Here is a 25,237-nt window from a genome sequence, read left to right on the forward strand (position 1 = left end):
ATAAAAAATAGGAGGCGCATTTGTAATGGGAAATCAAGTTAAGCACTATGATCTAGATGACTTTGTGAGGGAAATGACTGCAGTTGTAGAACAAAGCGAGAGAGATGACGATCTGGTAGACGAAGCGGAGGATTTAGTAGGGAAACTGATAAGCGATACATCGTGGCTTCCCGTTGAAAAAATGGAACCAGATGCAGATCACTACGCACGTCACTCTCTTTACTGGGATCCACAGGACCGCTTTGAGGTGCTTGCCCTTGTCTGGAGTCCAGGTCAGGCTACACCAATACATGACCATGATGGTACGTGGGGCGTAGAGGGAGTTGCCGCCGGGCGTATGAAAGTAACCAATTTCTTGAAAATGGAGGACGTTTCCGATGATGTTGTCAAACTCCGTAATTCGGGAGTGATGACGTTTAATCAGCAAAGTACCGGACAGCTTCTGCCGCCAGCAGACTGTCATATCCTTGAACAACAGGGGGACAAACCTACTATTACGATTCATGTTTATGGGAAACAGCTTCGTAAATTTAAGATTTTTGACCCGCTTGAAGAGGAAGAAACGTTTAAAGTACGCAAACACATTGTTGCCTATACGGAAGAATCATAGGTGCTCTATAATTCTTGTTATGATTTGAAAAAGGAAATGGTGGTTAATGGAAATGTACAACGAACTGGCAATGAAACTAAACCAGGTTATCGAAACACAGGATGCTAACATTTATAAGATGTTATCGGAGCTTGGAAAATCAATGTTTTTTCCCAAAGGAATTGTGAGCCAAGGGATAGAGGCACAACAGAAGGCACACCGATTTAACGCCACGATTGGTATGGCAACAGAAGACAGGCAGCCCATGCACTTATCCCTGTTTCAAGAAAAGCTGTCAGCGTATGACCCAAAGGATTTGTATCCATATGCACCGCCAGCCGGGAAGATGGAGCTTCGTCAAGAGTGGAAGAAGAAGCTGGTCAGGGATAATCCCTCGTTAGCAAACAAGGAGTTCAGTCTCCCTATTGTAACTAGTTCCCTTACCCATGGACTAAGCATTGTGGGGGACCTGTTTTTAGAAGAAGGGGATACCGTTGTCGTACCAGAAAAGTTTTGGGATAACTATAACCTGACATTTGATGTTCGGCATCGAAGTCATCAAGTGACCTATCCGTTATTCACGGCCAATAACACATTTAATGTAAAAGGAATGGAAGAGGCCATATTTGCTTGTACAGGTGGAAAAGTTGTGATCGTGTTGAACTTCCCGCACAATCCAACAGGATATACACCGTCCGAGCAAGAGGTTACCGAAATTCTTACGGCCATCGAAAAAGCAGCTGATGCTGGAATCAGTGTGATTGCTGTTGCAGACGATGCCTACTTTGGTCTTGTTTACGAAGGTTCATTCAAGGAATCCATTTTCGCGCGATTGGTCGGCATGCATCCGCGTGTTCTCCCGATTAAGATTGATGGTGCGACAAAAGAGCATTTTGCCTGGGGGTTCCGCATTGGATTTCTAACTTTTGGAGTAACCGATAAGGCTGTCCAGGATGCATTGGAAAATAAAGTTATGGGTGCTATTCGGGGATCCGTCTCCAGTTCCTCGCATCCGGGACAAACATTTGTCTTGGATGCTTTACAAAACCCGAACTTCGAGCAGCAGCGTCAGCGGAACTTTACGGTAATGGAATCCCGATGGAAGCGGGTAAAGGAAATCGTATCAAATGAAAAATATCGTGATGCCTTTGAGCCCTATCCATTCAATTCAGGTTATTTTGTTTGCCTTAAACTTAAATCAGTAAAGGCGGAGAGGCTCCGCGAGCATTTGCTTCAACGATATGGAGTGGGCGTCATTTCCATAGGGGAAACGGACATCCGTATTGCATTCTCCTGTGTTGATGAAGCGGATTTGGGTGAGCTGTTTGAGCTTGTTTATCAGGGGTGTAAGGAACTTGGGTGATCAAAAGAAAGGGAGGATACGATGGATTTAACAAGATACCCGAAGCGGCAGTATACAGCAAATGAAACACCGATTGAAAAACTGGAGAACCTCTCCAGCCTGCTTGGCGGACCTGCTATTTATATGAAACGGGATGATTTACTCGGTTTGACAGCAGGAGATAAGGGGGTCAGTCCCCCATTGCTTTAACGCGTTAATGCGGTGGGGGACTGACCCCCCTTATGATAGTTTAGTTTTTAATTTTTAAATTAACTACTTTATGGAAAATTTTATCCAGCTCTTCAGAACTTTTTTCAACGTTATTATTGCGATTCCAATCCATAATTGCCTGAAGGTTTGCACCGTAAATATAAATAATTAAATCATTAGGTACCTTTGAATCCACTGAAAATCGATTTGCATTTTCTTTAATATCATTTTGAAACACATCCACAAAATAATTCGCTAAAGTATCATAAAATTTACGATCATTCTTCTGGCGTTTACTAATTTTATCAATACGTGTGTTGATAATATAGGAAATAGACGTGAAAGGTGAGTTAATACGATCTTTTAAATCCAGCTCAAAGTAATCTTTTGAGAAGCTTTTAAATAGATAAATTAACAAATCATACTTATCATAAAAGTGTTTATAAAAAGTTGTACGGTGCACTAAAGATTCATTACAAATCATATTCACTGTTATCGAGGACATTGTATATTTTTCCAATAAATTAAATAATGCTGTTGAAAGGGCTTTTTTTGTTTTTATAACCCTTAAATCAGTCGCATTCATACTACACTTCTCCTTTTTTGTAGTTTATCTATACAATATATATAAATTATATCTTTATATGAAAGTGTATTAGTAGTAATATGCTTCATGTGTAATCTACACAGTTTATTATTTTTATAGGAGGCAATATTTTGGCAAAGTTTTTGTACAAATTAGGTTCATCTATTGCAAAACATAAGTGGTCTGCTTTAGCAGCATGGGTTGTGATTCTAGCAGCTATAGTCATTCCGCTCATTATAAATAATCCCGAGTTTGACAATAACATCAAAATGAATGGATTGAAGTCGTTAGGTACGAATGACAAAATCGCGGAAGAATTCAACCATGATAGTGAGAAAGCAACTATTAGAGTTGTGTTCAAGTCTGATGAGGAAAAAGGCATCACAGATAAAGATACGATGAAGACCATTCAGGATGCGTTAACAGAAGTAAAAGAAAACGATAAACATGTCGATCGTATCACGGATCCTTATAAAAACAGACAAATAAACAAGGATCAAACAGTAGCATTTGCAGATATCAATTATGATGTTTCAAAAACATCCATCACCGATGACTCTATTGAAAATGTGAAGGATTCCGTGAATTCATTGGATGATATACGGACGGAACTGACTGGTAATGCACTGAGTGCCAATGTAGAAATAAGCCCGGCACCTGAAATTATTGGTATTGTTGTTGCATTTGTAATCCTGCTGGTTGCATTTGGATCATTAATTGCAGCAGGTATGCCGATCATCAGCGCTGTAATAGGACTTGGTTCCAGTATCGGAAGTGTCGCATTATTGACATATGCATTTGATATTCCAAATATAGCATTAACTCTAGCAGTCATGATTGGACTCGCTTTAGGTATAGACTATGCGCTGTTTATTCTCTTTAGATACCGTGAAATTATTAAAACGGAATCGGATCATGTTAAAGCAATTGGTATGGCACTAGGAACAGCCGGCAGCGCAGTTATTTTTGCAGGTGTCACGGTAATTATTGCTGTATGTGGGCTAGCACTTGTGGGCATAGATTTCTTAACAGTGATGGGCTTTGCATCTGCAATCAGTGTGTTATTTGCCGTTTTGAGTGCACTTACATTACTTCCGGCACTAATCAGCATATTCCATAAGAAAATCAAACCAAAACGGAATAAATCAGCAAATAGTGGTGATTTAAATACACCATGGTCAAAATTTGTTGTCGGTAAACCAGTTATTGCATTTTTAGCCGGACTGATTTTATTAGCTGCGCTAGCAATACCATTCACGCATATGCGTTTAGGTATTCCTGATAATGGCATGCAACCTGAAGATTCAACAGTCAAACAAGCGTATGGGATAATGGCAGATGGTTTTGGCGAAGGAATTAATGGCCCAATCGCAATGCTTGCAGATGTTTCTGATAAGGGCAATCCGGAAGCATTACAAAAAGATTTATCAAACATGGTTGAAGATCTGAATAGCATGGATCACGTTGCAACAGTAACAAAACCGCAAATGAGTGAAAGTAAAGACTATGCTTTGATCTCAATCATTCCCGAAAAAGGGCCGAACGATGAATCAACCTATGATTTAGTTCACGAATTACGTGACTATAATCAACAAGCGGAAGATAAATACGATTTACACACGGAGATTTCAGGTTTAACTGTCATCAATATTGAAATGTCTGAGAAACTTAATGACGCGATTCCATTGTTTGCAGGTGTCATTATTTTACTCGCATTCGTGTTATTGATGGTTGTTTTCCGTTCACTTATCATTCCATTAAAGGCTGTGTTGGGATTTGTCCTGTCACTGGCAGCAACGTTAGGATTTACCACATTAATCATGCAAGATGGCTTCATAAGTGATTTGTTTGGAGTCAGTACAACCGGTCCTGTCCTTGCTTTTCTGCCAATTATAACAATTGGTTTACTATTTGGACTTGCAATGGACTATGAGGTGTTCCTAATGTCCCGTATTCACGAGGAATACCAGCAGACGCGAGATAATATTCACTCCATCAAAACAGGCCTTAAGGAAAGCGGCCCTGTTATCGTTGCAGCAGCACTAATTATGTTCAGTGTATTCATTGGTTTCGTATTCCAGGATGATATCATGATAAAATCAATGGGTATCGCCTTAGCATTCGGTGTACTCTTTGATGCATTCATTGTCCGTATGATGATGGTACCTGCCTTAACAGCATTATTTGGGCGCGCATCATGGTATTTCCCAAAATGGCTAGATCGTATTTTACCTAAAGTAGATATTGAAGGGCACGCCCTAAAAAATGAAGATGTACAAAAAACAACAGCTGCAACTGATGATAAATCGTTTAGTGAAGGTGTATATGACAATCGTCAACAAACGGAAATGTCCTATCATCATGCACGAATGAAAAATGATGAACACACAGCACAATTATATAATGATTTAGTACAAAACATTTCAAAAAAAGATCTTTTATATACTGCTTTGTTAAATTATGCAAAAGATCACCATGAAGCTGTTTACCACAAATTTGCTCAAGACTACAAGAATACGACTGGAACGTCTTCTGAACAACAAGATGCAAGCTCGGAAGCGTTATTGAAATTATTGAGCCAACAGGGCGAGAATATCCATGAGCTCAATGAGCTGATCAAACAAAACAAGATTTCTGATCAACAGAATTTGAACGAAGAGACGCTGAAATTATTGAACCAACAAGGTGAAAACATTCATGAACTCAATGAGTTAGTGAAACGAATCGTTTAATGAATAAAAAGGATGGAGCACCATAAGCTCCATCCTAATAATCTATACTAACCACAAATTAACTTTTCACATCTTCCAAACCTTCCTGTTTATCCAAATTCAACCTAGACCACCATTGATCAGTTGCCCCGTTTGTCAATATATTACAAAATTAACGGTGTGTAAGCGATTTAATGAAATGTTACTCTCTTAGATTGATTCCCATATTCAGTAAAAGTGTTATTCTTGCAAATCAAATGGGTGGAAAATGGTGTTGCCAATTGATGAGGATTTTTGATTCATGTAAGTTTTGCTGCTTTATGTACAGGGTAAATTCATAATATAGGCGATAACCAGATGCTTCGGACGATAGGAAACGATAAATGAAGAGAAGCCTATAATGGGACTACCCCTAACCGTTTATCGGAAAGAGGACAGATGGTACTAAAAAATAAAGGTGGTTTATTAATATGAAACATTATACTGTAACTCCAAATAAAGATGCGACAACTTGGTTCGTAAAGATTGAAGATGTTGCGCCAACTGAGGAGTACGATAAATATGATAAAGCAATAAATGCGGCGGTACAGATAGCGGAAGAAAACAGTCCGAGTAAGTTATCCATTTTAGACAAATATCACGAGGTCGTAGAAACACGGACATTCTGATTCTATGTAACTCGCAAAAAGGAACCAGGGGAAATTTCCCCTGGTTCCTTTTTGTATCCCTTGCAATGGGGGGACAGTCCCCCACTGCTTTAACGCGTTAGTGTGGCGGGGGACTGTCCCTATTTCAAATTATTTGTATATTCGATATTTTTTAAATTGACATACTACGACAATGCATATATACTTGATGTGTGAAAATTATGTAAAAGGAGGGAAATATTACCTAGGTAAATTGTCACAGTTTTGTTTTTTTATACTTTAAGAAAGAAAGCATAAATCTTTAACGGTATAAAGTATAAAAAACTCTAAGGCTTTCTAATGTCTGTTGCAAACATCAACCAACAAGAGACTACATTTTATAACAACCTACTCATTTTACAATTGCTGCAGATCGAACACGTGTAAGCAGAAATCAAAATTGAGGAGAGGTAAACAATGAAAATTCGTCAACCGTTGTTGCTGTTGTTTTCGTGTATTCTCATTTTCACCCTAGCTTTTCCTGCTAATTCTTTTGCAAAAAGCAAGGACAAGCTTGTAGAACCAGATTGGATTCAAAGTAAGATGCAGGATATGACAGTTGAGGAAAAAGTCGGACAACTGTTTATTGTTCATGTCTATGGAAAGGCACCGACAGATCCAAATTATGAAGAGATAAACCTAGAACAGAATCGCGGCGGAAAAAACTTTGCTGAAGTTATTAAGAAATATAACGTTGGTGGTGTGATTTATTACAATTGGAACGATAATGTTGACTTGCCTGTTGATCCGGAACAAGTCAATGCACTTTCCAATGGGCTTCAGGAAATTGTTATGGATCAAGAAATGCAAATTCCGTTATTTATTTCGACGGATCAGGAGGGCGGTATTGTACAAAGGGTAACCAGCCCCGCAACTGTCTTTCCTGGGAATATGGCACTTGGTGCTACTCGTTCGACATTATACGCAAAGAAATCAGCAGCGGTCATGGGCACAGAATTACAAAGCCTTGGCATCAATATGAACTTTGCGCCTGTTGCCGATGTTAATGTAAATCCTGCAAATCCCGTAATTGGTGTCCGTTCTTTCGGTGAGGATCCGAAACTCGTTTCGGATATGACAGTTGCTCAAGTAGAGGGGTATCAAGAAAAAGATGTTATTGCAACTGCAAAACATTTCCCGGGGCACGGTGATACAGCTGTCGATTCTCATTATGGATTACCAATTATCAACCACGATCTTGAGACACTCCATGAAGTTGATTTAAAACCTTTTAAAGCAGCAATTGATGCTGGTATTGATGCGATCATGACTGCACATATTGTTGTCCCGGCACTGGATGATTCCGGGCTCCCAGCAACACTTTCCAAACCAATTTTGACAGGGCTTTTACGTGAAGAAATGAATTTTGAAGGCGTTATCATTACCGACAGTTTGGGAATGGCAGGCGCTAACATATTACCTCCAGGTCAATCAGCGTCAGTGACCGCCTTCAAGGCAGGTGCTGACATTCTGTTAAATCCACCTAATGTCCCAAAGGCCTACAATGAAGTTCTGGATGCCGTCAAGAACGGTGAGATTAGTAAAGAGAGACTAAATCAATCCGTCTACCGCATTTTGGAATTGAAAATGAAGCGAGGTTTGTTCCAGAATCCATACACTGACCCTGGCGCAATTGAAAAACTTGGTACGGAAGAGCATCTAGCTTTGGCAGACGAAATCGCTAACAAAAGTATTACACTTGTTAAAAATGAGGACAACGTATTGCCATTAAACGAAGAACAAGATGTACAGATAGTAGGTCCGTCAAGCGCAAAGCCCGACTTGCTTTCTAATTTTTTAAATGAAAAGGGCTTTGAAACTGATGCTTATCAAACGAGCACTTCGCCAACAGACGCACAAATTGATACAGCAGTCGAAAAAGCACAAAATGCCGATAAGGTGATTGTGACAACCTATACGGCTAATACAAACAGCGCACAGCAAAAGCTTGTTGATAGGCTTATCGAAACGGGGAAACCAGTCATCGCCACTGCCATTCGAAACCCATATGACCTGATGGTGTTTCCAGAGGTCGTCGGGTACCTGGCAACTTACGGATATCAGGACGTTTCGATTAAAGCACTTGGACGCGTTATAGCCGGTGACATCAACCCTTCTGGGGAGCTTCCGGTAACGATTCCGGACTTGTATGAATATGGTCACGGATTGGATTACGTTAGCACCCCGCTAAGTGCGGAAGGGATGAAGACGCTGGTCGGAAACCTGCAGGCTGAGGGAGAAATTGACAACGATGGTATTGCCCGGGCCCTAACGATGCATTTAACTGCGGTAAGCCTTTTTGAAAGACAAGCATCAGCGGAAAAAGTCGTTAAGCACATGGAAGGATTTAAACGATTACTCGACCATCAGCAGGAAAATGGCAAGATTTCCGGTAAGGCTCATAGCTTCCTTGAGACGGAGGCAGACCAGTTGATTGAGAAATGGTCAAAGGACCTTTAGAACGGCGGATATCAATTCAGCCGGGCAATGCCGCTGCTAAGGGAATGGTCGAGCTAAAAGAAAAATAAATGCGAATACAGAATAGGTTGTACTGCTTCATATGGCAACCCGCCCAATGAAGCATCAAATAAAAAGACCCTCGAAAATTAAGGGATCAAACAAGGAGGAAAATTAGATGGGGATTAAAAAACAGCTTGGTATGGGAGTAATGTCAGCAGCAATCGGGTTATCTTTGATAGGTGGAGGAACCTATGCGTATTTTAGCGACAGCGAGGTGACCAATAATACGTTTGCAGCAGGCACGCTGGATTTATCTGCGGAACCGACAGAAATCATTAATGTCGACAACATCAAGCCCGGAGATTGGATGGTTCGCACCTTTGAACTGCAGAACAACGGTAATTTGGATATCAGCAAGGTATCGCTGGAAACTAGCTATTCCGTCATAGATGCCAATGGGGATAACACCGAGGATTTTGGTGAGCATATCCAAGTGGAATTCCTATACAACGCAGATAAGCTTGATGAAGTTATTTACCAAACTTCTTTAGCTGAACTGCAAAATATGACACCTGAAGCAGTAAATCAACACATTTTCTACCCGCAATTTGGTGAAAAAGGACTTCCAGCGGGCAGCCTTGATGATTTCGCAGTCAAGTTTAACTTTGTTGACAACGGAGAGGACCAAAATCAATTCCAAGGGGATTCTTTGAAACTACAATGGAAATTTAATGCACAGCAATCAACTGGTGGAGAAAAATAACAAATGACTTGAAAAGGGAAGGGGTGGGTACCTTCCCTTTTGTTAACATGAAAATGAATAGGAATGAAGTAGAAGTGCTTAATGGGCGGCTGTGCCTGAATCCAGTGTCCAGCAACCGGCGAAGATCAGCATGTAGCGCAGTCTAAACTTTAGCCTTCAACATCGGTTCGACGTAAAGAGGGGCGGACTCCAACTCGGGCGGGGCAGTATGGAAGTTGGGAGACGGAGTGCGAAACTCGGGCGAAAATAGGTAGTACTTGGGAGACAGCAGGTCCAACTCGGGAGAGAATTGGTTGTCTCCCGAGTTGAATGTGCTGCGGCCCGAGTCGGCTGTGCTCTCTCCTGAGTCAGATGTGTTATGGCCCGAGGTCGGATTGCTGTCTCCCGACTTGGCTTGATTCCCGCCCGTAAACATTGTTGTGGCAGTTGCCCGTTCATTCGATAGTGAAGATTTCAACTACAACTTTTAACACTTTAAGAGTATAAATCTTTATCGGTATAAAGTATAAAAAAATCTAAGGCTTTCGCCATTAGTTCTTGGCGACAAGCCAAGATTTTCTAAAAAGATCAGTAAAACCAAAATATGTCTAGCTCCAGCACCCAGAAGCTGCCGTCATAAGCAATGGACACTACGAACGCTAAACCCATGCGTTCTATCTACGGCCAATTGCTTATGCGTCCGCTTCTAAACGGGCGCCCTGAGCTTTTCTAATGGGAGGTAGTAAATTGAAGAAAAAAATTACCATTACAGCAGTGGGTGTGATGTTGCTATTTTCGACACTTTTAACGGCAGTATTCGCGCAAACGAATGGAAGTACAGGTAAGAAAGTACACAACCATGATGAAGCATTTAAACTTGGTGTGGAGGTGTTACTTGAGGAAAATTTAGATTTGCTTGAAGGGAAAAACGTTGGTTTAATTACGAATCCGACAGGTGTCACACAGGATTTAAACAGTATCGTTGATGTACTTTACAATCATCCTGATGTCAATCTGGTTTCCTTGTACGGGCCTGAACACGGTATACGAGGCAGTGCCCAAGCAGGTGCAGGTGTTGACTTTTATATTGATCCGATAACGGGACTGCCGGTCTTCAGCTTGTACGGTGATACGAAAAAGCCAACACCAGAAATGCTAGAAGGTGTTGACGTTCTTTTGTTTGATATTCAAGACGTTGGGACACGCTTCTACACGTATATTTATACGATGGCACTCGCTATGGAAGCTGCTGCGGAAAACGACATTGAATTTGTGGTACTTGACCGCCCGAACCCAATCGGAGGCAATAAGGTTGAAGGACCGGTTCTTAATCCGGATTACGCTTCATTTGTTGGAAAATACCCGATACCAATTCGACACGGCATGACTGTTGGCGAACTGGCGAAATTGTTTAACAATGAGTATGACATAGGAGCTGATTTAACGGTTGTTGAAATGAACGGATGGGAACGTTCCATGTATTATGATGATACGCCGCTTGAATGGGTGCTGCCTTCACCAAATATGCCAACATTAGACACGGCGACCGTTTATCCGGGGGCAGCGTGGATTGAAGGAACAAATGTATCGGAAGGACGGGGTACGACGAGACCATTCGAATTAATCGGCGCTCCGTATATCAATAGTCCAGAACTTGTCAGTGAATTAAGCGCACTTGACCTTCCGGGAGTTCTTTTCCGGGCGGCATCCTTCACACCACTGTATTCGAAATATGCAGGGGAGCTTGTCCATGGGCTCCAAATCCATGTGACGGACCGTGAAAACTACGAGCCTATCAAAACAGGACTTGCGATTGTGAAAACCATTCATGATTTGTACCCAGACGATTTTGAGTTCCGTGCTGAAAACAGTAATGGCGTTTCCTTTTTCGATCTATTGGTAGGTAATGGATGGATTCGTGACATGATCAATGAGGGCGCTTCAATGGAAGAAATCGTTGGCAACTGGCAGGGAGATCTAGAAGAATTTAAAGAACTGCGAAGGGACTACCTACTTTACAAGACAAGTGCTACGGAAATCAAAACACTTGTTGTGCACTTGGAAGAAGAAGGCGTTATTGAGGCTGATACGGCCCGTGCCCTCAAAATGCATTTGACTGCAGTGATTCGCTACGAAGAAGAGGGTCTTGCAAATAAAGTTGTCAAACATATGAAGGGCTTTAATGTACTGCTTAAGCACCAGGAAGAACAGGGGATGATTCCCGAGAAAGCTTATAAGCATCTAAAGGCTGATACGAATGCATTGATTGCACAATGGCAATAAAGGGTGATATTTGATGAGCTAGGCCCTCCAGGTTACTGGGGGTCTACAAATAGTTTTTATAAAAGAAGAAGGGGTGGTACACATTCGTACACAGTTTTTCGTAAATCGGCGCCTGCTTTTCTGTTTTGTGTTAATGCTGCTAATGCCCGTGTTAGTTGCTACAAACAGTGGTGTTGCTTATGCAAAGTCACCAGCCAAGGATATTAGTGTTTCACCAACACCGCAACAGCTGAAGGTAATTGGAGATGGCTTTCCGCTGACTCCCGTTGTTGGGTTAGTTACTGGAGAACACACGGACCCCGAAGCGATTCGTGAAGTTATCGATACATTACATTCTGCTGATGTTAAGCGAATTGTGCGCAATAATGACGGGACGGTTCCGAATACCCCCGTTACAATTTGGGTAGGAATGCCGTCTGAAAATCCGGTAATAAAAGAAGCGATACAAGCGCTTGGTGTGGAAGGACCTGATGTTCTTAAAAATGAAAGCTATGTGCTTGCAAGTGGGCTTGGGAAAGACGGTAAAAAAAGAATCGTCTTAGCTGGGAAAGATACAACGGGAACATTTTACGCTGCTCAAACGTTTGATCAACTTCTTAATCCCCAATCTGGCAGGGATTGGGTTCCGGGAGTGACTATTCGCGATTGGCCCAAAATGCCTCTGCGCGGGGTGATTGAAGGATTTTATGGCAAACCGTGGTCACATGAAGATCGGTTGAGTCAAATGAAATTTTATGGTGAAAACAAGCTGAACACATACGTTTACGCACCAAAAGATGATCCGTACCATCTGAGTAAATGGCGTGAACCTTATCCAGAAAATCGTCTTAATTTACTGAAAGGGCTTGTGGAAAAGGCAGAGCAAAATCATGTGCAGTTCGTATTCGGCCTTTCCCCGGGTACAAGTGTCTGTTATTCGGGAAACGATGATTTTGCGTTATTGATGGACAAGATGCAGTCTATGTACGATATCGGTGTGCGCTCCTTTGCGATTTTTCTGGATGATATCTCCCAAAATCTGCGCTGTGAATCAGACCAACAGAAATTTGGAGACGAACCTAGTCCCGCTGCAGCCGCGCAAGCGTTTTTGTTAAATCGCTTTCAACAGGAATTTATTGCAACACATGAGAACACCAATCGGCTCATTACGGTGCCAACTGAATATTCAGGAACCGCAAATACCATCTATCAACAACAATTTGCAGAGTTAGTTGATCAAAAAATAATTGTTGATTGGACGGGACCCGCTGTCGTTTCCCATGAAATCACCTCAGAACAGGCACAGGAAGCAGCGGATATGTTTGGCCATGATTTGTTGCTTTGGGACAATTACCCGGTGAACGACTTTGACACGAGTCGTTTGTTTCTAGGGCCGCTCATGAACCGGGATCCAGATCTGACTGAACACGGCGTGCTGGGAATAACGGCCAACCCACTGATTCAGGCGGAAGCATCAAAAATAGCCTTATATACTGTGGCTGATTATACATGGAATCCCGACGCTTACGATCCACTGGCCTCCTGGAAACGGAGTCTAACCTCTTTTGGGGGTGATGCAGCAGAGGACTTGAAAACTTTTGCGGAAAATACGTATTCTTCTCGGTTGAATGATCAAGAATCATTGACACTTTCACCGCTAATAGAGGAGTTGTGGACTGCTTATGAATCGGATGATGTTAAGCGTGCGGCAACCAGATTACTAGATGAATTTCAAACGATTGAACAAGCACCAACAAAATTGCGAAATAACTTGGATAATGAAAACTTTTTGAAGGAAGCCTCACCATGGCTCGAAAAGCTAACCTTTTATGGAAAGGCTGGACAGGCTGCGGTTAAGATGTTAACCGCTCAACTGGATGGTGAACAGGAAAAGGCCCAGCATTTTCGGGCGGAACTGGATACCATTCTTGCCCACGATACCATTGAATTGGACGTAACCGAGCCGCTCGTGGCGACAAGAAGTCTAGACGGGATAAATACGTTTCGCGGGGCAGGTGAGCTCATCCAATACACGCCTGAATTTGGCGATACCACGGGAACAAACATCTGGGGTTATGAAATAACAGTTGTGGACGGTAAAGTTGTGGCAATGGGCGGCAACAACTCGCCAATTCCCGACAACGGCTACGTACTCAGCATACATGTCAGCAACTGGCTGAAAAGCAATGCAATCATCGGCGCAAAATCTAGTGTTGAGAATGGCAAGGTAACCCTCACGATTCCTGAAGGGGTATACACGATTCCAAACGATAAGGTAATGGCACCGGGTGTGATCCAGCCGTTCATCCAGAAAGCGATTACGATTTACGAGACCAGAAGTGCCGCGGATGCGAAGTCGCTCATTCAACGTTTCGTAAAAGAAGGAGAATTTTCCAGTGATGATGCAGTTCGTGCTTTAACGATGCATTTGACCGCTGTGAGCCAATACGAAGAACAGGATTTAGCGGAAAAGGTTGTCAAGCACATGAAGGGCTTTAAACTATTGCTTGATCAGCAGAAAGAACAGGAAGCAATATCGGAAAGAGCTTACGATGTTCTTGGGTTAGTTGCAGATTCTTTGATTAAACAGTGGCAATAGATTCATAGATTCGCTGCATAAAATTTCCTCTTGTGGCAGGACAATTCTGGGCCACAAGAGGCATCTGTGGGAGGAGAAAAATAATGATAAAACAATTCATAACGATAGCGTTGATTTTTGTTTTTGTCGTCTCGTCATTTTTCGTAAGTGCAAGAACAAGTTATGCTTCATCAATCGTGTTGGAGCCAGGACCAGCAAGCAGCGTTCACATGCTGCAGCAACCGCTAGATGAAATAGATGGGGTTATCCAACAAGGGATTGACAACAGAATAATGGCAGGGGCGGTGGTCTTGGTAGCCCGGTCTGGGAAAATCGTCAAAGAGGATGCCCACGGCTACGCGGCCCGTTATGTAAATGATGATTATGAGGAAATGGAAAACCCTGTGAAAATGCAAGCAGACACGATCTTTGACTTGGCTTCCATAACAAAAATTTTCACCTCGACTGCTGTGATGCAGTTGTATGAAAAGGGAAAGTTTAACTTGGATGATCCAGTGGCAACATATATTCCTGCATTTGCCCAAAATGGTAAGGAAGATGTAACCATAAGGCAATTGTTGACACACACTTCCGGCTTCACCCCATGGATTTCCCTATATACCATGGCGGATTCACGGGAGGAGGCGTATCAAACTGTATTTGCCCAACCGTTAGAACATGATCCGGGCACCCATTACGCCTACAGTGATCTTAACATGATTACACTTGGGGCATTGGTCGAACAACTGTCAGGCGAACGACTTGATCACTATATTAACGAACATATTACAGAGCCTCTTGGAATGAATGATACGATGTTCAATCCGCCGGCATCACTAAAGGATCGTACTGCTGCGACGGAATATCAGCCGTGGACAGACAGAGGGCTTGTTTGGGCTGAGGTACACGATGAAAACGCCTGGATCATGGATGGTGTTGCTGGCCATGCAGGATTGTTTTCAACCGCACGGGACTTGGCAATTTTTGCACAAATGATTCTTAATGATGGGCAATATGAAGGGGCAAGAATTCTTCAACCAGAGTCCGTCCAGCTAATGGGAACCAATCAACTTCCTAATTTTCCAGGTGATGCGCATGGCCTAGGTTGGGAATTGAATCAAAGCTGGTACATGGGAGCCTTAGCGTCGCCTTCAACAATGGGGCATACTGGATTTACCGGGACTTCCATTGTTATCAACCCGAACAAGCAAACGATGGTAATTGTACTGACGAATAATGTTCATCCGACCCGTGAATCTTCTTCAACCAATCCGATTCGTCGACAGGTGGCAGGAAAAACCGCGGATGCTATCTATGCCTGGAGTGCTGCCAGCATGAAGGAGCTTGTAAAGCAATTGGAGGAAAAAGGGGAATTTGAGAACAGTGATGCCGTTCACCGATTAACGTTACATTTGACGGCAGTGAACCAATATGAAAGCAATGACCAAGCGGAAAAAGTTGTTAAACATATGAAAAACTTTAAACTATTGTTGGACCATCAAAAGGAAAGCGAATTGATTTCCGAGGAAGCCTATGAAACTCTTAAAACTGACGCGAATTATTTGATAGAGAAGTGGCAGTAGAGGGGGTCAGAAGGGGGTCATAGAGGGGGTCAGTCCCCCGTTGCATTAGAGTGTTAAAGTGATGCATAAAAGGGGTCAGTCCCCCATTGCTTTAAAGCGCTAAAGCGATGGGGGGATGTGCATTTCAATCAGCAATCAAACCATGGAAATATCGACTTCCAAAAAGGTGTCAAAATAAGTTATTTAATACGGAGGGATGAAATGTGAAAAAGTGGTATGTCATGGTTTTGGCCATTTTACTTTTGTTTTCATCATTACCCGGGACTGTGTCTGCTAAAGATGTGAACAAAAGGGATGCGGATAATCGGGAGGACTTTGAGCCTGGGGATGAAGTGACTGTCAAGGTTGCCACTTATAATACGCATGCGGGAATCGGGGTTGATGGGCGTTACGACCTTGATAGAATTGCAGATACCATTCGCGAATCCGGAGCCGAAATTATCGGCTTGCAGGAAGTTGATGTGCACTGGGGTGGCCGAAGTCAATATGAAAATGAAATCAAGATACTCGCCGATAAACTGAACATGAATTACTTTTTTGCACCTATTTACAATCTGGATCCACCGTCAGAAGGAAGTCCAAGAAGACAGTACGGTGTGGCTGTTTTGAGTAAATACCCAATTTTAAACGCCGAAAATCATAACATTGCAAGGTTGTCGACCCAAGATCCTAATCCCTCACCGAGACCTGCGCCAGGTTTTCTCGAGGCGCAGATTCATGTGCTAGGCGAGGAAGTATGGTTTTACGTAACACACCTTGACTATCGACCGGATCCGACCGTTCGGGAAATGCAAATCGAGGATATGCTCGAAATTATGTCTGGGCACAGCAATAGCCTACTGGTTGGCGATATGAACGCATCTCCAGACTCACCTGAATTGGACCCGCTCTTTCAACAATTTGGAGATGCCTGGGCAATGACCCATGAGAATCCCGGCTATACGTACCCCTCCCACTCGCCGATTAAACGAATTGACTATCTATTTACAACACCGGGGATGGAAGTCGAGTCAGCACACATTTTCCAGTCAAAGGCGTCAGACCATCTTCCAGTGACATCGGATGTTACCTTTGAGCTTGGGAGTCATCCATTTGATGCAGCCGGTTTGAGCTCCCTGATTGATTATTTTAAGGAAGCGGGAGAATTCGCTAGTGACGATGCTATCCGTGCATTAAAACTCCATTTGGCTGTTGTGAGCCAATACGAGGAAAAAGAACAAGGGGAAAAGGTTATCGAACATATGAAAGGCTTTAAGGTTTTGTTGGACCATCAGGAAGAAAGTGGGCTGCTTTCGGGAGAAGCGTATGAGATTCTTAGGAATGATGCGGATTATTTGATAAGGGGATGGCAGTAGAAACGGTTATATTATTCATTTAGATGATTGCAAAAAAGTAAAATGGCCTCCGCAAAATTGTGGAGGCCTTTTTGTACTTTAAGAATCGGTATAAAGTATAAAAAAATCTAAGGCTTTCGCCATTAGTTCTTGGCGACAAGCCAAGATTTTCTAATGTCTCCGCACACAAGGGTCATTGGCGAAACGGGATTGGAGTCGACTAAATTGTAGGATTATTCTTTCTATTGTGAAATAACCGTGCTACCATAGGATAATAAAAAAACTAGTTTTTTGTCGTAACAATTGAACTTAGTAAAATTACGAGTTACATAGACTTAAAAATAAAAACTTGGACCAAAAAAGATTGGAGGCATTTCTATGAATACGTATGGTTCAATCATGGTCGTTTCGTATCAAAAACACACGCTGAAAACCATTATTGAACAATTACAGGAGATTAGGTTGAATGAATACTTTGAGATTCATGCTCGTACTGTGGACGAGTTGTTCCATTCGACTATCGAGGATGATACGCTTGTTCTGCTTACTAGTAAAATCTTATTACAAATGGTTAAACCTTATTTCCCAAAAGATACCCCATTTATTATTGCAAAGCGAATGTTGAACTTCCCGAAAGTAAGGAAAGTGTTAGAAATTCCCAAAGGATCAAAAGTTCTTCTAGTAAGTGACATGAAAGAGGCTGCTGAGGAGACCATTTCAATTGTTAAAGAAACTGGTATCCACTTAAATTTCCAGTCTTATTATCCTGGAGCGAAATTAGATACGGAGGTTAAAATTGCCATTACTCCAGGGGATGCGCACCTTGTTCCGGATACGGTGGACGAGACGATTGACATCGGATCAAGGTTTATTGACATTTCTTCCATTATTGAAGTCTTTAATCACTTTAAAGTGTCGGATTTTGAGTTGAATCGGCTGTCTGCCCGCTATATTCAATCGCTTGTTCATTTAACAGAGGAACTTAGTCAAGAAATTTTTACTGCGAAGTCACTGAGAAACAGTTTAGAGCAAATCGTAAATAACATAGATGACGCAATCCTGCTTTTTACCAATGATGGTGTCATTAATATGATTAATCAAAAAGCAACACATCTGCTAAAGCGGCAAGGCCTGGATATGATAGGTAAAGAAATTCAAACCGTTGTGCCCTCTGCTTTTATCAAAGGAATTCAATCTATTAAAAACGATGATGATACATTCAAAGATATTGATGGAATTGCCTATTACATCCGTAAGAAAAATATCTATGTGGATAGTGAAGTCTTTGGAACCTTATTAATGTTTCGGAGGACTAACGAAATTCAACAAATTGAATATAATTATCGCAATAAAATAAAGGGTAAGAACTTTGTAGCACAGTATACATTTAATGATATGGTAACCGTGAATCAAACCATTCTTGAATCTATCAAAATAGCAAAAAAGCTGGCTAAAAGTGATTCAACCATTTTGATCCTTGGGGAAACAGGAACGGGGAAAGAAATACTAGCACAAGCTATTCATAACGAGTCATTGCGTTCCTACCATCCTTTTGTCGGTGCAAATTTTGCCGCATTATCTGAAACCCTGTTGGAAAGTGAGTTATTCGGTTATGAAGGGGGATCATTTACCGGAGCAAAAAAGGATGGCCGTAGTGGACTATTTGAACAAGCCCATAAAGGAACAATTTTTTTGGACGAAATTGGTGATGCTTCACCAACCATTCAAAATAGGCTGTTACGTGTCCTGCAGGAAAGACAAATTTTACGAGTGGGCGGCGAACAAATTATTTCTCTGGATTTGAGGATTATAGCAGCAACCAATAAAAACTTGGAAGAATTAATAGAAAGCGGTGACTTTCGTGAGGATCTATTTTATCGGTTAAATGTCTTACCGATTTGGCTTCCCCCATTAAGAAATAGAGTTGATGACATAGAATTGTTAAGTGACATTTTTATTAAAAAGTTTTCAAGGGATCTGGGACGTACATCCTTCACATTTTCCAAAGGGGCACTAGAGGCATTAAAGAGCTACCATTGGCCAGGGAACATTAGGGAGTTGCAGAACACAATCGAATATCTTGCCCATATCTGCGAGGACACTGTTTATAAGGAACAGTTGCCTTTCTTAATGAATTCACGTTTTATAAACATTGAAGAACAAAAACAGCGAAATTACGATGCAATAATCGAATCTTTTCAAGAACGGGGATTTATCGATGAGTTGGTTACGATGTTAAAATTTCTGTCTAAAAATGCCGTATCCTCTTCAGGCAGACATAGGATGCTAAACTTTCTTAGAGATAGCGGATATAACCTGTCCGACCAGCAAGTCAGATACAGGCAAGAATTGTTGCGAAATGCAGGCTTGATTATTGTGTCCCGTGGGCGGAAGGGAAGCGAGATTACGAGTGAGGGTAATGGTTTACTAGAATATCTAGCTGAAAATGGTTGAAAGTTTAATAAAGGATAGCGAAAACAGGGGCATTCACAATGCTTCTGTTTTTTTAATTGCATTTATATGGCTACCCAATTCCACCGATAAATGTAGAAATGACCAACCAAATGACAATTGATGTAATTAGAATTTATTGAATTGTCACAGGATTGAAACCATTTTAAAGTTGGCATGGAAATTGCATGTACTAGGGCAGGAAGAAAAATTCATTTTAGGGAGGAATTTGATGTTAAAAAAGAAAGGGATTTACACTCTCTTTGCGGGTCTAATGATTTTGGGCTTGTTGCTGGCTGGTTGTTCCAATGAATCGAGCGGTAATGAATCAAGTCAGGATGCACCCGCAAAAAAGGGTAATGATTTAACCGTTGCTGTCGATGCCAACTTTATCAGCATGGATCCGCACGATACCAATGATACCTTGTCAGGTTCAGCACAACGAACGATGTTTCAGGGGTTGTTTGGCTTCGGTAAGGACATGGAAGTTGTTCCTGTTTTAGCAAAGGATTACAAAGTTAATGACGATGGGACAGTGTACACTTTCCATTTAAAAGAAGGAATAACCTTTCATGATGGTGCCCCATTTAATGCGGAGGCAGTAAAGGTTAATATTGATCGATTAGCCAATCCGGACAATCATTTAAAACGTCACAGTTTGTTTGCGATGGTGGATAGTACGGAAGCCGTTGATGAGTATACGGTAAAAATTAATCTTAAAAAACCATTCGGAGCTTTTATCAATAACTTGGCACATCCGGCAGGTAGAATTATCAGCCCGAAGGCACTTAAAAAGTACGGGGATGAGGTGGCAAGAAATCCGGTTGGCACAGGTCCATTCAAATTTAAAGAATGGGTTCCCGGGGATCATCTGACTGTTGCGAAATATGATGACTACTGGGAAGAAGACTATCCAAAGGTAGATAAAATTACATTTGAACCTACTCCTGAGAATGGATCAAGAGTTGCCAAGCTACAAACAGGTGCTGCGGACTTTATTTATCCGGTCCCACCGGAGCAGGCTAAGAAAATTGATGGTAAGAATGGGATTGAGGTAAAGGCAGAGCCGTCCATTGTTGTCCAATACCTGGCAATGAATAACAGGAAAGAGCCGTTTAACGATGTAAAGGTTCGTAAAGCAATAAACTTGGCCATTAACAAGGAAGCATTTATTAAAGTGGTTAAAAGTGGATTTGCCAAACCGTTAGATTCCGTTATTGCGCCCAAAACAGCATTTTATTCCGGGCAGGAAGTATACAAATATAATCTAGAAAAAGCCAAGCAATTATTAAAAGAAGCTGGTTATGCGGATGGCTTTAAAACTACGGTTTGGGGAGAAAACAACTCCACATCAATGAAAGGGATGCAATTCATCCAGCAACAACTAGCGGAAATTGGAGTAGAGGTTGAAATTGTTCCTATGGAAACGGGAACAATGTCCGAAAAGATTTGGTCTGCGAAGCCAAATGAAACGGAACTTGAAATGTATTATGGTGGCTGGTCTCCATCTACCGGAGATGCTGACTGGGGGATTCGTCCGTTACTAGGTGGCAAGGAAGCATTTCCGCCACAATCATATAATACAGCTTATTATTCAAATGACAAAGTAAATGAATTAATTTCAAAAGCTCTTCTAACAGCTGATCCGAAAGAAAGAGAAAAGTATTATGCTGAGATGCAGAAAATAATATGGGACGATGCACCATGGGCTTTCCTATCGGTTGATTATACCATTAGCGGAAAGAAAGATTATTTGAAAGGTGTTTATTTGTTGCCTGATGGATCTTTAAGTACGCATGACGCAAAAATTGAACAATAAATGGTTGGGGGCGGATGAATTTCTGAAGCCCCCAGTTCCATAAAGGAGGGAAGGCTTTTGGTACTACGATATATTTCAAAAAGAATAATAGAGCTTATTCCGATACTTCTTGTTATTTCTATACTTGTTTTTCTATTCGTACATTTAATACCCGGAAATCCCGCCCGACTTGTAGCTGGTAAACAGGCTACCTTTCAGGAGGTTCAATCAGTAGCGGAGGAACTAGGTCTAAACGAGCCAATTTGGAAACAATATCTTTCCTATATGGGTGGTTTGTTCCAAGGGGATTTAGGTACTTCATTAAAAACAGGAAGGTCAGTTACTGATGTCATTGTATCCAGGTTTATGCCCACCTTTTGGCTGACCATTTGGAGCATGGCGTGGTCGGCGGTTATTGGGCTATTAATTGGTGTAGTTTCGGCAACAAATCGAAATAAATGGCAGGACTTTTCCGGGATGTTTGGTGCTGTATCTGGCATATCCATGCCCGCCTTTTGGCTTGGGTTGCTTCTAATTCAATTGTTTTCAGTGAAATTGGGCTGGCTTCCGGTAGGTGGAAATGATTCCTGGCAGAGTTACGTTTTACCAGCCATTACGTTAGGGACTACCGTGGCAGCTGTTATTGCCCGTTTTACGCGTTCCTCATTAATGGATACATTAAAAGATGACTTTGTTAGAACTGGACGTGCAAAAGGATTGTCGGAAAGGAAGGTAGTCTGGGGGCATGCATTAAGGAATGCGATGATACCAATTATTACGATGAGTGGACTTCAATTTGGATTTTTACTCGGAGGTTCAATCGTTGTTGAGGTAGTGTTTAGTTGGCCGGGATTAGGAAGTTTATTAATTGATTCGATATCTTTCAGGGATTACCCGGTAATACAGGCAGAACTTCTACTATTCGCACTAGAATTTATGCTCATTAATTTAATTGTCGACCTGCTTTACGGGATATTCAATCCGAGAATTAGATTTGATTAAGGAGGGTGAAATAAATGGCTGAACCAAAAATGATTATGCAATCTGAAGACGATACGTTTGTCGATGAAAATAGAAGAGCAACATTGTGGCTAGATTTTTGGAAAAAGTTCCAAAAGCAAAAACCCGCCTTAGTATCAGGAGTATTCATTCTGCTTTTGTTTATCATCGCGATTATTGGCCCGATTCTAGCACCATACGGAGTAGCGGAGCCTGATTACAACCATATTCTTGAAGGTCCATCCGCTCAACATATTGCGGGAACGGATGCTTACGGCAGGGACATTTTCAGCCGAATAATCGTTGGCTCAAGGATCTCTCTGCTTATCAGTATCAGCTCCGTGTTCGTTGGTGCTGCTTTAGGATCCATACTCGGTTTAATTAGTGGATTCTATGGAAGGTGGATCGATAGCTTAATCATGCGAGCTTGTGATGTTCTATTTTCATTTCCTGGAATGCTGCTAGCCATTGGCATTATTGCCATTTTGGGACCTGGTATAACAAACGTGGTCATTGCGATTTCTATTTTTACGATACCTACATTTGCAAGAATTGTTCGAAGCGGCACCTTGTCAGCAAAACAATCCGTGTTTGTCGAGGCTGCTAGATCGATTGGGGCTACAAACAAGCGGATAATTTGGAAACACATTTTTCCTGAAACGGTTTCAAGTATCATTGTTTATTTCACCATGCGAATTGGAAATGCCATATTGGTTGCAGCTAGTCTTGGGTTTCTCGGATTAGGAGCAAAGCCGCCTACTCCAGAGTGGGGAGCTATGCTAAGCATGGGAAGGGATTACATTAGTACCGATCCACATATCACGTTTTTCCCTGGCTTAGCTATATTTTTAACTGTACTTGCTTTTAATTTACTCGGTGATGGTTTGCGAGACGCTTTAGATCCTAAGATAAAAAATTAATGAGAGAGGAGCGTTCCGATAATGAATGAAAATATATTAGAAGTCAGCGGATTGAAAACCCATTTTTTTGGTGACAAGGGTAGTGTTCCTGCAGTTGATGGAGTTGACTTTCGCGTTCGAAAAGGAGAAATCCTTGGTATTGTGGGTGAATCGGGCAGTGGCAAAAGTGTAACTTCCCTTTCTATCATGGGGCTTCTCCGTGATACTTCTGGAAAAATAGTAGCCGGTTCTGTCAAATTTGATGGAGAAGAACTTACCGGTTTTACTGAAAAACAAATGAGAAGAATCAGAGGCAATGACATGGCCATGATTTTTCAGGAACCGATGACTTCTCTTAATCCAGTTAAAAAGATTGGTGAGCAAATACAAGAGGCAGTTCTGCTACATCTAAAGTACAATAAAAAACTGGCCAGGCAGCATACGATAAATATGCTCAAACAAGTGGGAATTCCACGGGCGGATGAAGTTATTTTTGAATATCCTCATCAACTTTCTGGAGGTATGAGGCAACGGGTAATGATTGCAATGGCCATGTCTTGTAACCCGAAATTCTTGATCGCCGATGAACCTACCACAGCTTTGGATGTAACGATTCAAGCACAAATTCTTGAGCTTATGAAAGGGCTGCAAAAAGAAGAAAACACGTCAATCCTGTTAATCACGCATGATCTTGGGGTTGTAGCGGAAATGTGTTCCAGAGTGGTAGTTATGTACGCGGGAAAGGTAGTTGAGGAAGCAGACGTGTATGAACTGTTTGCCAATCCGAAACACCCCTATACCAAGGGCCTGATCAATTCAGTTCCAAAACTCCGCCAAGGAAGCAAACGGTTAGATTCAATCCCGGGAAACGTTCCCGATCCAGCTAACATGCCATCAGGTTGTAAGTTTGCGCCCCGATGTGCCCATGTTATGGATATTTGTCATTCCAAAGATCCAGCGTTAGAACTCCTTGATGATGAACATTCATGCCGTTGTTGGCTCTATCAGAATAAGTCTGAAAGTAAGGAGGTAGAACATGGCAAAGCCTTTAGTTGAAGTGAAGGACTTAAAAAAGCATTTCCCTGTCCAGAAAGGCTGGTTCGAAAAAAATAAATCAGCAATACAGGCGGTTAATGGTGTTTCTTTTACGATTGAAGAAGGAGAGACGTTTGGTTTAGTAGGCGAAAGCGGTTGTGGTAAATCAACTACAGGGCGCATGATTATGAATTTACTTTCTCCCTCAAGTGGAAATATTTATTTTGACGGTCAGGAGATTAGTAGTTTAAGTGACACCAATCTAAGAAATGTACGTAAAAACTTTCAAATGGTTTTCCAGGATCCATACGCATCATTAAATCCTAGAATGAAAGTGAAAGAAATTATATCGGAACCTTTAACTATCCACAAATACGAGAAAGTTCAAAAAGAGAAAAGAGTTAATGAACTACTCGATATAGTTGGTTTGAATAAAAATTACGCGGACCGCTATCCGCATGAATTTAGTGGTGGACAAAGACAAAGAATTGGAGTAGCACGGGCACTTGCATTAAACCCTAAGCTGATTATCGCGGATGAACCAGTGTCTGCGCTGGATGTTTCGATACAATCACAGATACTTAATCTCCTGCAAGATCTTCAAGAGGAGCTTGGCCTGACCTATTTATTTATATCCCATGATTTAAGCGTGATGGAGCATATCAGCGATCGGGTTGGTGTTATGTACCTTGGTGAATTAGTTGAATTGGCTGGGAAAGATATGATTTATGACCATCCGAAACATCCTTACACACAGGCATTATTATCATCCATACCAATTCCAGATCCAACGGTTAAAAGGGAGCGTATTATCCTAAAAGGGGACATTCCAAGTCCTGCGAATCCTCCAAGTGGATGCAGGTTCCACACAAGGTGTCCTTATGCGATGGAAAAGTGCATGACTGAAAAGCCAAGGTTAAAAAGGGTTGCAGATGGCCAGCTGGTAGCGTGCCATCTGTACGATTAAAGTAA

General features: G+C 41.7%; 17 protein-coding genes and 2 pseudogenes. 18 read left to right on the top strand and 1 reads right to left on the bottom strand.

Annotation, left to right across the window (positions count from 1 at the left end; genetic code table 11):
• Positions 1 to 25: 25 nt before the first annotated feature.
• From CFK37_RS09180 to CFK37_RS09190, 3 genes and pseudogenes are all read left to right on the top strand, one after another.
• Entirely contained in the window at positions 26 to 610 is a 585-nt protein-coding gene (locus tag CFK37_RS09180) for a cysteine dioxygenase family protein (RefSeq protein WP_089061577.1), read from the top strand.
• 46 nt (positions 611 to 656) lie between these two features.
• Complete coding sequence (locus CFK37_RS09185; RefSeq protein WP_245837346.1) at positions 657 to 1,952, top strand: aminotransferase class I/II-fold pyridoxal phosphate-dependent enzyme; 1,296 nt, start codon at positions 657 to 659, stop codon at positions 1,950 to 1,952.
• Between the two features lie 21 nt (positions 1,953 to 1,973).
• Positions 1,974 to 2,111: pseudogene (locus CFK37_RS09190) on the top strand (D-cysteine desulfhydrase); the annotation flags it as partial.
• Between the two features lie 70 nt (positions 2,112 to 2,181).
• Here CFK37_RS09190 and CFK37_RS09195 read toward each other — a convergent pair.
• Positions 2,182 to 2,727 carry a TetR/AcrR family transcriptional regulator gene (locus tag CFK37_RS09195; protein WP_089061578.1) on the bottom strand — a complete coding sequence of 182 codons (546 nt, stop codon included), beginning with the start codon at positions 2,725 to 2,727 and terminating at the stop codon, positions 2,182 to 2,184.
• 131 nt (positions 2,728 to 2,858) lie between these two features.
• On the opposite strand from CFK37_RS09195, the gene CFK37_RS09200 reads away from it, so the two are divergent.
• From CFK37_RS09200 to CFK37_RS09265, 15 genes and pseudogenes are all read left to right on the top strand, one after another.
• Positions 2,859 to 5,459, top strand: a complete 2,601-nt coding sequence (locus CFK37_RS09200; protein ID WP_089061579.1) for an MMPL family transporter — start codon at positions 2,859 to 2,861, stop codon at positions 5,457 to 5,459.
• A gap of 449 nt (positions 5,460 to 5,908) precedes the next feature.
• A complete protein-coding gene (locus tag CFK37_RS09205; RefSeq protein WP_089061580.1) occupies positions 5,909 to 6,106 on the top strand; it encodes a DUF2188 domain-containing protein in 198 nt (65 codons plus the stop codon).
• A gap of 435 nt (positions 6,107 to 6,541) precedes the next feature.
• The gene (locus CFK37_RS09210) at positions 6,542 to 8,584 is read left to right on the top strand and encodes a glycoside hydrolase family 3 protein (protein ID WP_089061581.1); all 2,043 of its coding nucleotides are present in this window, start codon (positions 6,542 to 6,544) and stop codon (positions 8,582 to 8,584) included.
• A 175-nt stretch (positions 8,585 to 8,759) separates the two neighbouring features.
• The gene (locus tag CFK37_RS09215) at positions 8,760 to 9,347 is read left to right on the top strand and encodes a CalY family protein (RefSeq protein WP_089061582.1); all 588 of its coding nucleotides are present in this window, start codon (positions 8,760 to 8,762) and stop codon (positions 9,345 to 9,347) included.
• 711 nt (positions 9,348 to 10,058) lie between these two features.
• Positions 10,059 to 11,345, top strand: a pseudogene (locus CFK37_RS09220) (exo-beta-N-acetylmuramidase NamZ family protein); the annotation flags it as partial.
• A gap of 18 nt (positions 11,346 to 11,363) precedes the next feature.
• Positions 11,364 to 11,609, top strand: a complete 246-nt coding sequence (locus CFK37_RS20695; protein WP_425445378.1) for an FIMAH domain-containing protein — start codon at positions 11,364 to 11,366, stop codon at positions 11,607 to 11,609.
• A gap of 73 nt (positions 11,610 to 11,682) precedes the next feature.
• Positions 11,683 to 14,187: a glycoside hydrolase family 84 protein gene (locus CFK37_RS09225; protein ID WP_089061584.1), complete on the top strand. Its 2,505-nt coding sequence runs from the start codon at positions 11,683 to 11,685 to the stop codon at positions 14,185 to 14,187.
• 83 nt (positions 14,188 to 14,270) lie between these two features.
• A complete protein-coding gene (locus CFK37_RS09230) occupies positions 14,271 to 15,749 on the top strand; it encodes a serine hydrolase domain-containing protein (RefSeq protein WP_089061585.1) in 1,479 nt (492 codons plus the stop codon).
• Between the two features lie 203 nt (positions 15,750 to 15,952).
• Positions 15,953 to 17,104, top strand: coding sequence for an endonuclease/exonuclease/phosphatase family protein (locus CFK37_RS09235; protein ID WP_245837347.1), 1,152 nt, complete (start codon positions 15,953 to 15,955; stop codon positions 17,102 to 17,104).
• Between the two features lie 357 nt (positions 17,105 to 17,461).
• On the top strand, positions 17,462 to 19,537 hold the full coding sequence (locus CFK37_RS09240) for a sigma-54 interaction domain-containing protein (protein ID WP_089061586.1): 2,076 nt from the start codon (positions 17,462 to 17,464) through the stop codon (positions 19,535 to 19,537).
• A gap of 229 nt (positions 19,538 to 19,766) precedes the next feature.
• Positions 19,767 to 21,353 (top strand): glutathione ABC transporter substrate-binding protein, encoded by a 1,587-nt coding sequence (locus CFK37_RS09245; RefSeq protein ID WP_089061587.1) that lies wholly within the window; start codon positions 19,767 to 19,769, stop codon positions 21,351 to 21,353.
• Between the two features lie 57 nt (positions 21,354 to 21,410).
• The gene (nikB, locus tag CFK37_RS09250; RefSeq protein WP_089061588.1) at positions 21,411 to 22,334 is read left to right on the top strand and encodes a nickel ABC transporter permease; all 924 of its coding nucleotides are present in this window, start codon (positions 21,411 to 21,413) and stop codon (positions 22,332 to 22,334) included.
• A 35-nt stretch (positions 22,335 to 22,369) separates the two neighbouring features.
• The gene (locus tag CFK37_RS09255) at positions 22,370 to 23,251 is read left to right on the top strand and encodes an ABC transporter permease subunit (protein ID WP_245837379.1); all 882 of its coding nucleotides are present in this window, start codon (positions 22,370 to 22,372) and stop codon (positions 23,249 to 23,251) included.
• A 21-nt stretch (positions 23,252 to 23,272) separates the two neighbouring features.
• Positions 23,273 to 24,286 carry an ABC transporter ATP-binding protein gene (locus CFK37_RS09260; RefSeq protein WP_089061590.1) on the top strand — a complete coding sequence of 338 codons (1,014 nt, stop codon included), beginning with the start codon at positions 23,273 to 23,275 and terminating at the stop codon, positions 24,284 to 24,286.
• Entirely contained in the window at positions 24,267 to 25,232 is a 966-nt protein-coding gene (locus CFK37_RS09265) for an ABC transporter ATP-binding protein (protein WP_089061591.1), read from the top strand. Before CFK37_RS09260 ends, CFK37_RS09265 begins: the two co-directional genes overlap by 20 nt.
• Positions 25,233 to 25,237 lie beyond the last annotated feature (5 nt).

It is taken from the genome of Virgibacillus phasianinus (assembly GCF_002216775.1).
GTDB classification, from domain to species: domain Bacteria; phylum Bacillota; class Bacilli; order Bacillales; family Amphibacillaceae; genus Virgibacillus_F; species Virgibacillus_F phasianinus.

Bases quoted from the DNA above. Each gene is read 5' to 3' on its own strand.
- CFK37_RS09180 (WP_089061577.1), top strand. From the start codon at position 26: ATGGGAAATCAAGTTAAGCACTATGATCTAGATGACTTTGTGAGGGAA.
- CFK37_RS09185 (WP_245837346.1), top strand. From the start codon at position 657: ATGGAAATGTACAACGAACTGGCAATGAAACTAAACCAGGTTATCGAA.
- CFK37_RS09195 (WP_089061578.1), bottom strand. From the start codon at position 2,727: ATGAATGCGACTGATTTAAGGGTTATAAAAACAAAAAAAGCCCTTTCA.
- CFK37_RS09205 (WP_089061580.1), top strand. From the start codon at position 5,909: ATGAAACATTATACTGTAACTCCAAATAAAGATGCGACAACTTGGTTC.
- CFK37_RS09210 (WP_089061581.1), top strand. From the start codon at position 6,542: ATGAAAATTCGTCAACCGTTGTTGCTGTTGTTTTCGTGTATTCTCATT.
- CFK37_RS09215 (WP_089061582.1), top strand. From the start codon at position 8,760: ATGGGGATTAAAAAACAGCTTGGTATGGGAGTAATGTCAGCAGCAATC.
- CFK37_RS09230 (WP_089061585.1), top strand. From the start codon at position 14,271: ATGATAAAACAATTCATAACGATAGCGTTGATTTTTGTTTTTGTCGTC.
- CFK37_RS09240 (WP_089061586.1), top strand. From the start codon at position 17,462: ATGAATACGTATGGTTCAATCATGGTCGTTTCGTATCAAAAACACACG.
- CFK37_RS09245 (WP_089061587.1), top strand. From the start codon at position 19,767: ATGTTAAAAAAGAAAGGGATTTACACTCTCTTTGCGGGTCTAATGATT.
- CFK37_RS09255 (WP_245837379.1), top strand. From the start codon at position 22,370: ATGCAATCTGAAGACGATACGTTTGTCGATGAAAATAGAAGAGCAACA.
- CFK37_RS09260 (WP_089061590.1), top strand. From the start codon at position 23,273: ATGAATGAAAATATATTAGAAGTCAGCGGATTGAAAACCCATTTTTTT.
- CFK37_RS09265 (WP_089061591.1), top strand. From the start codon at position 24,267: ATGGCAAAGCCTTTAGTTGAAGTGAAGGACTTAAAAAAGCATTTCCCT.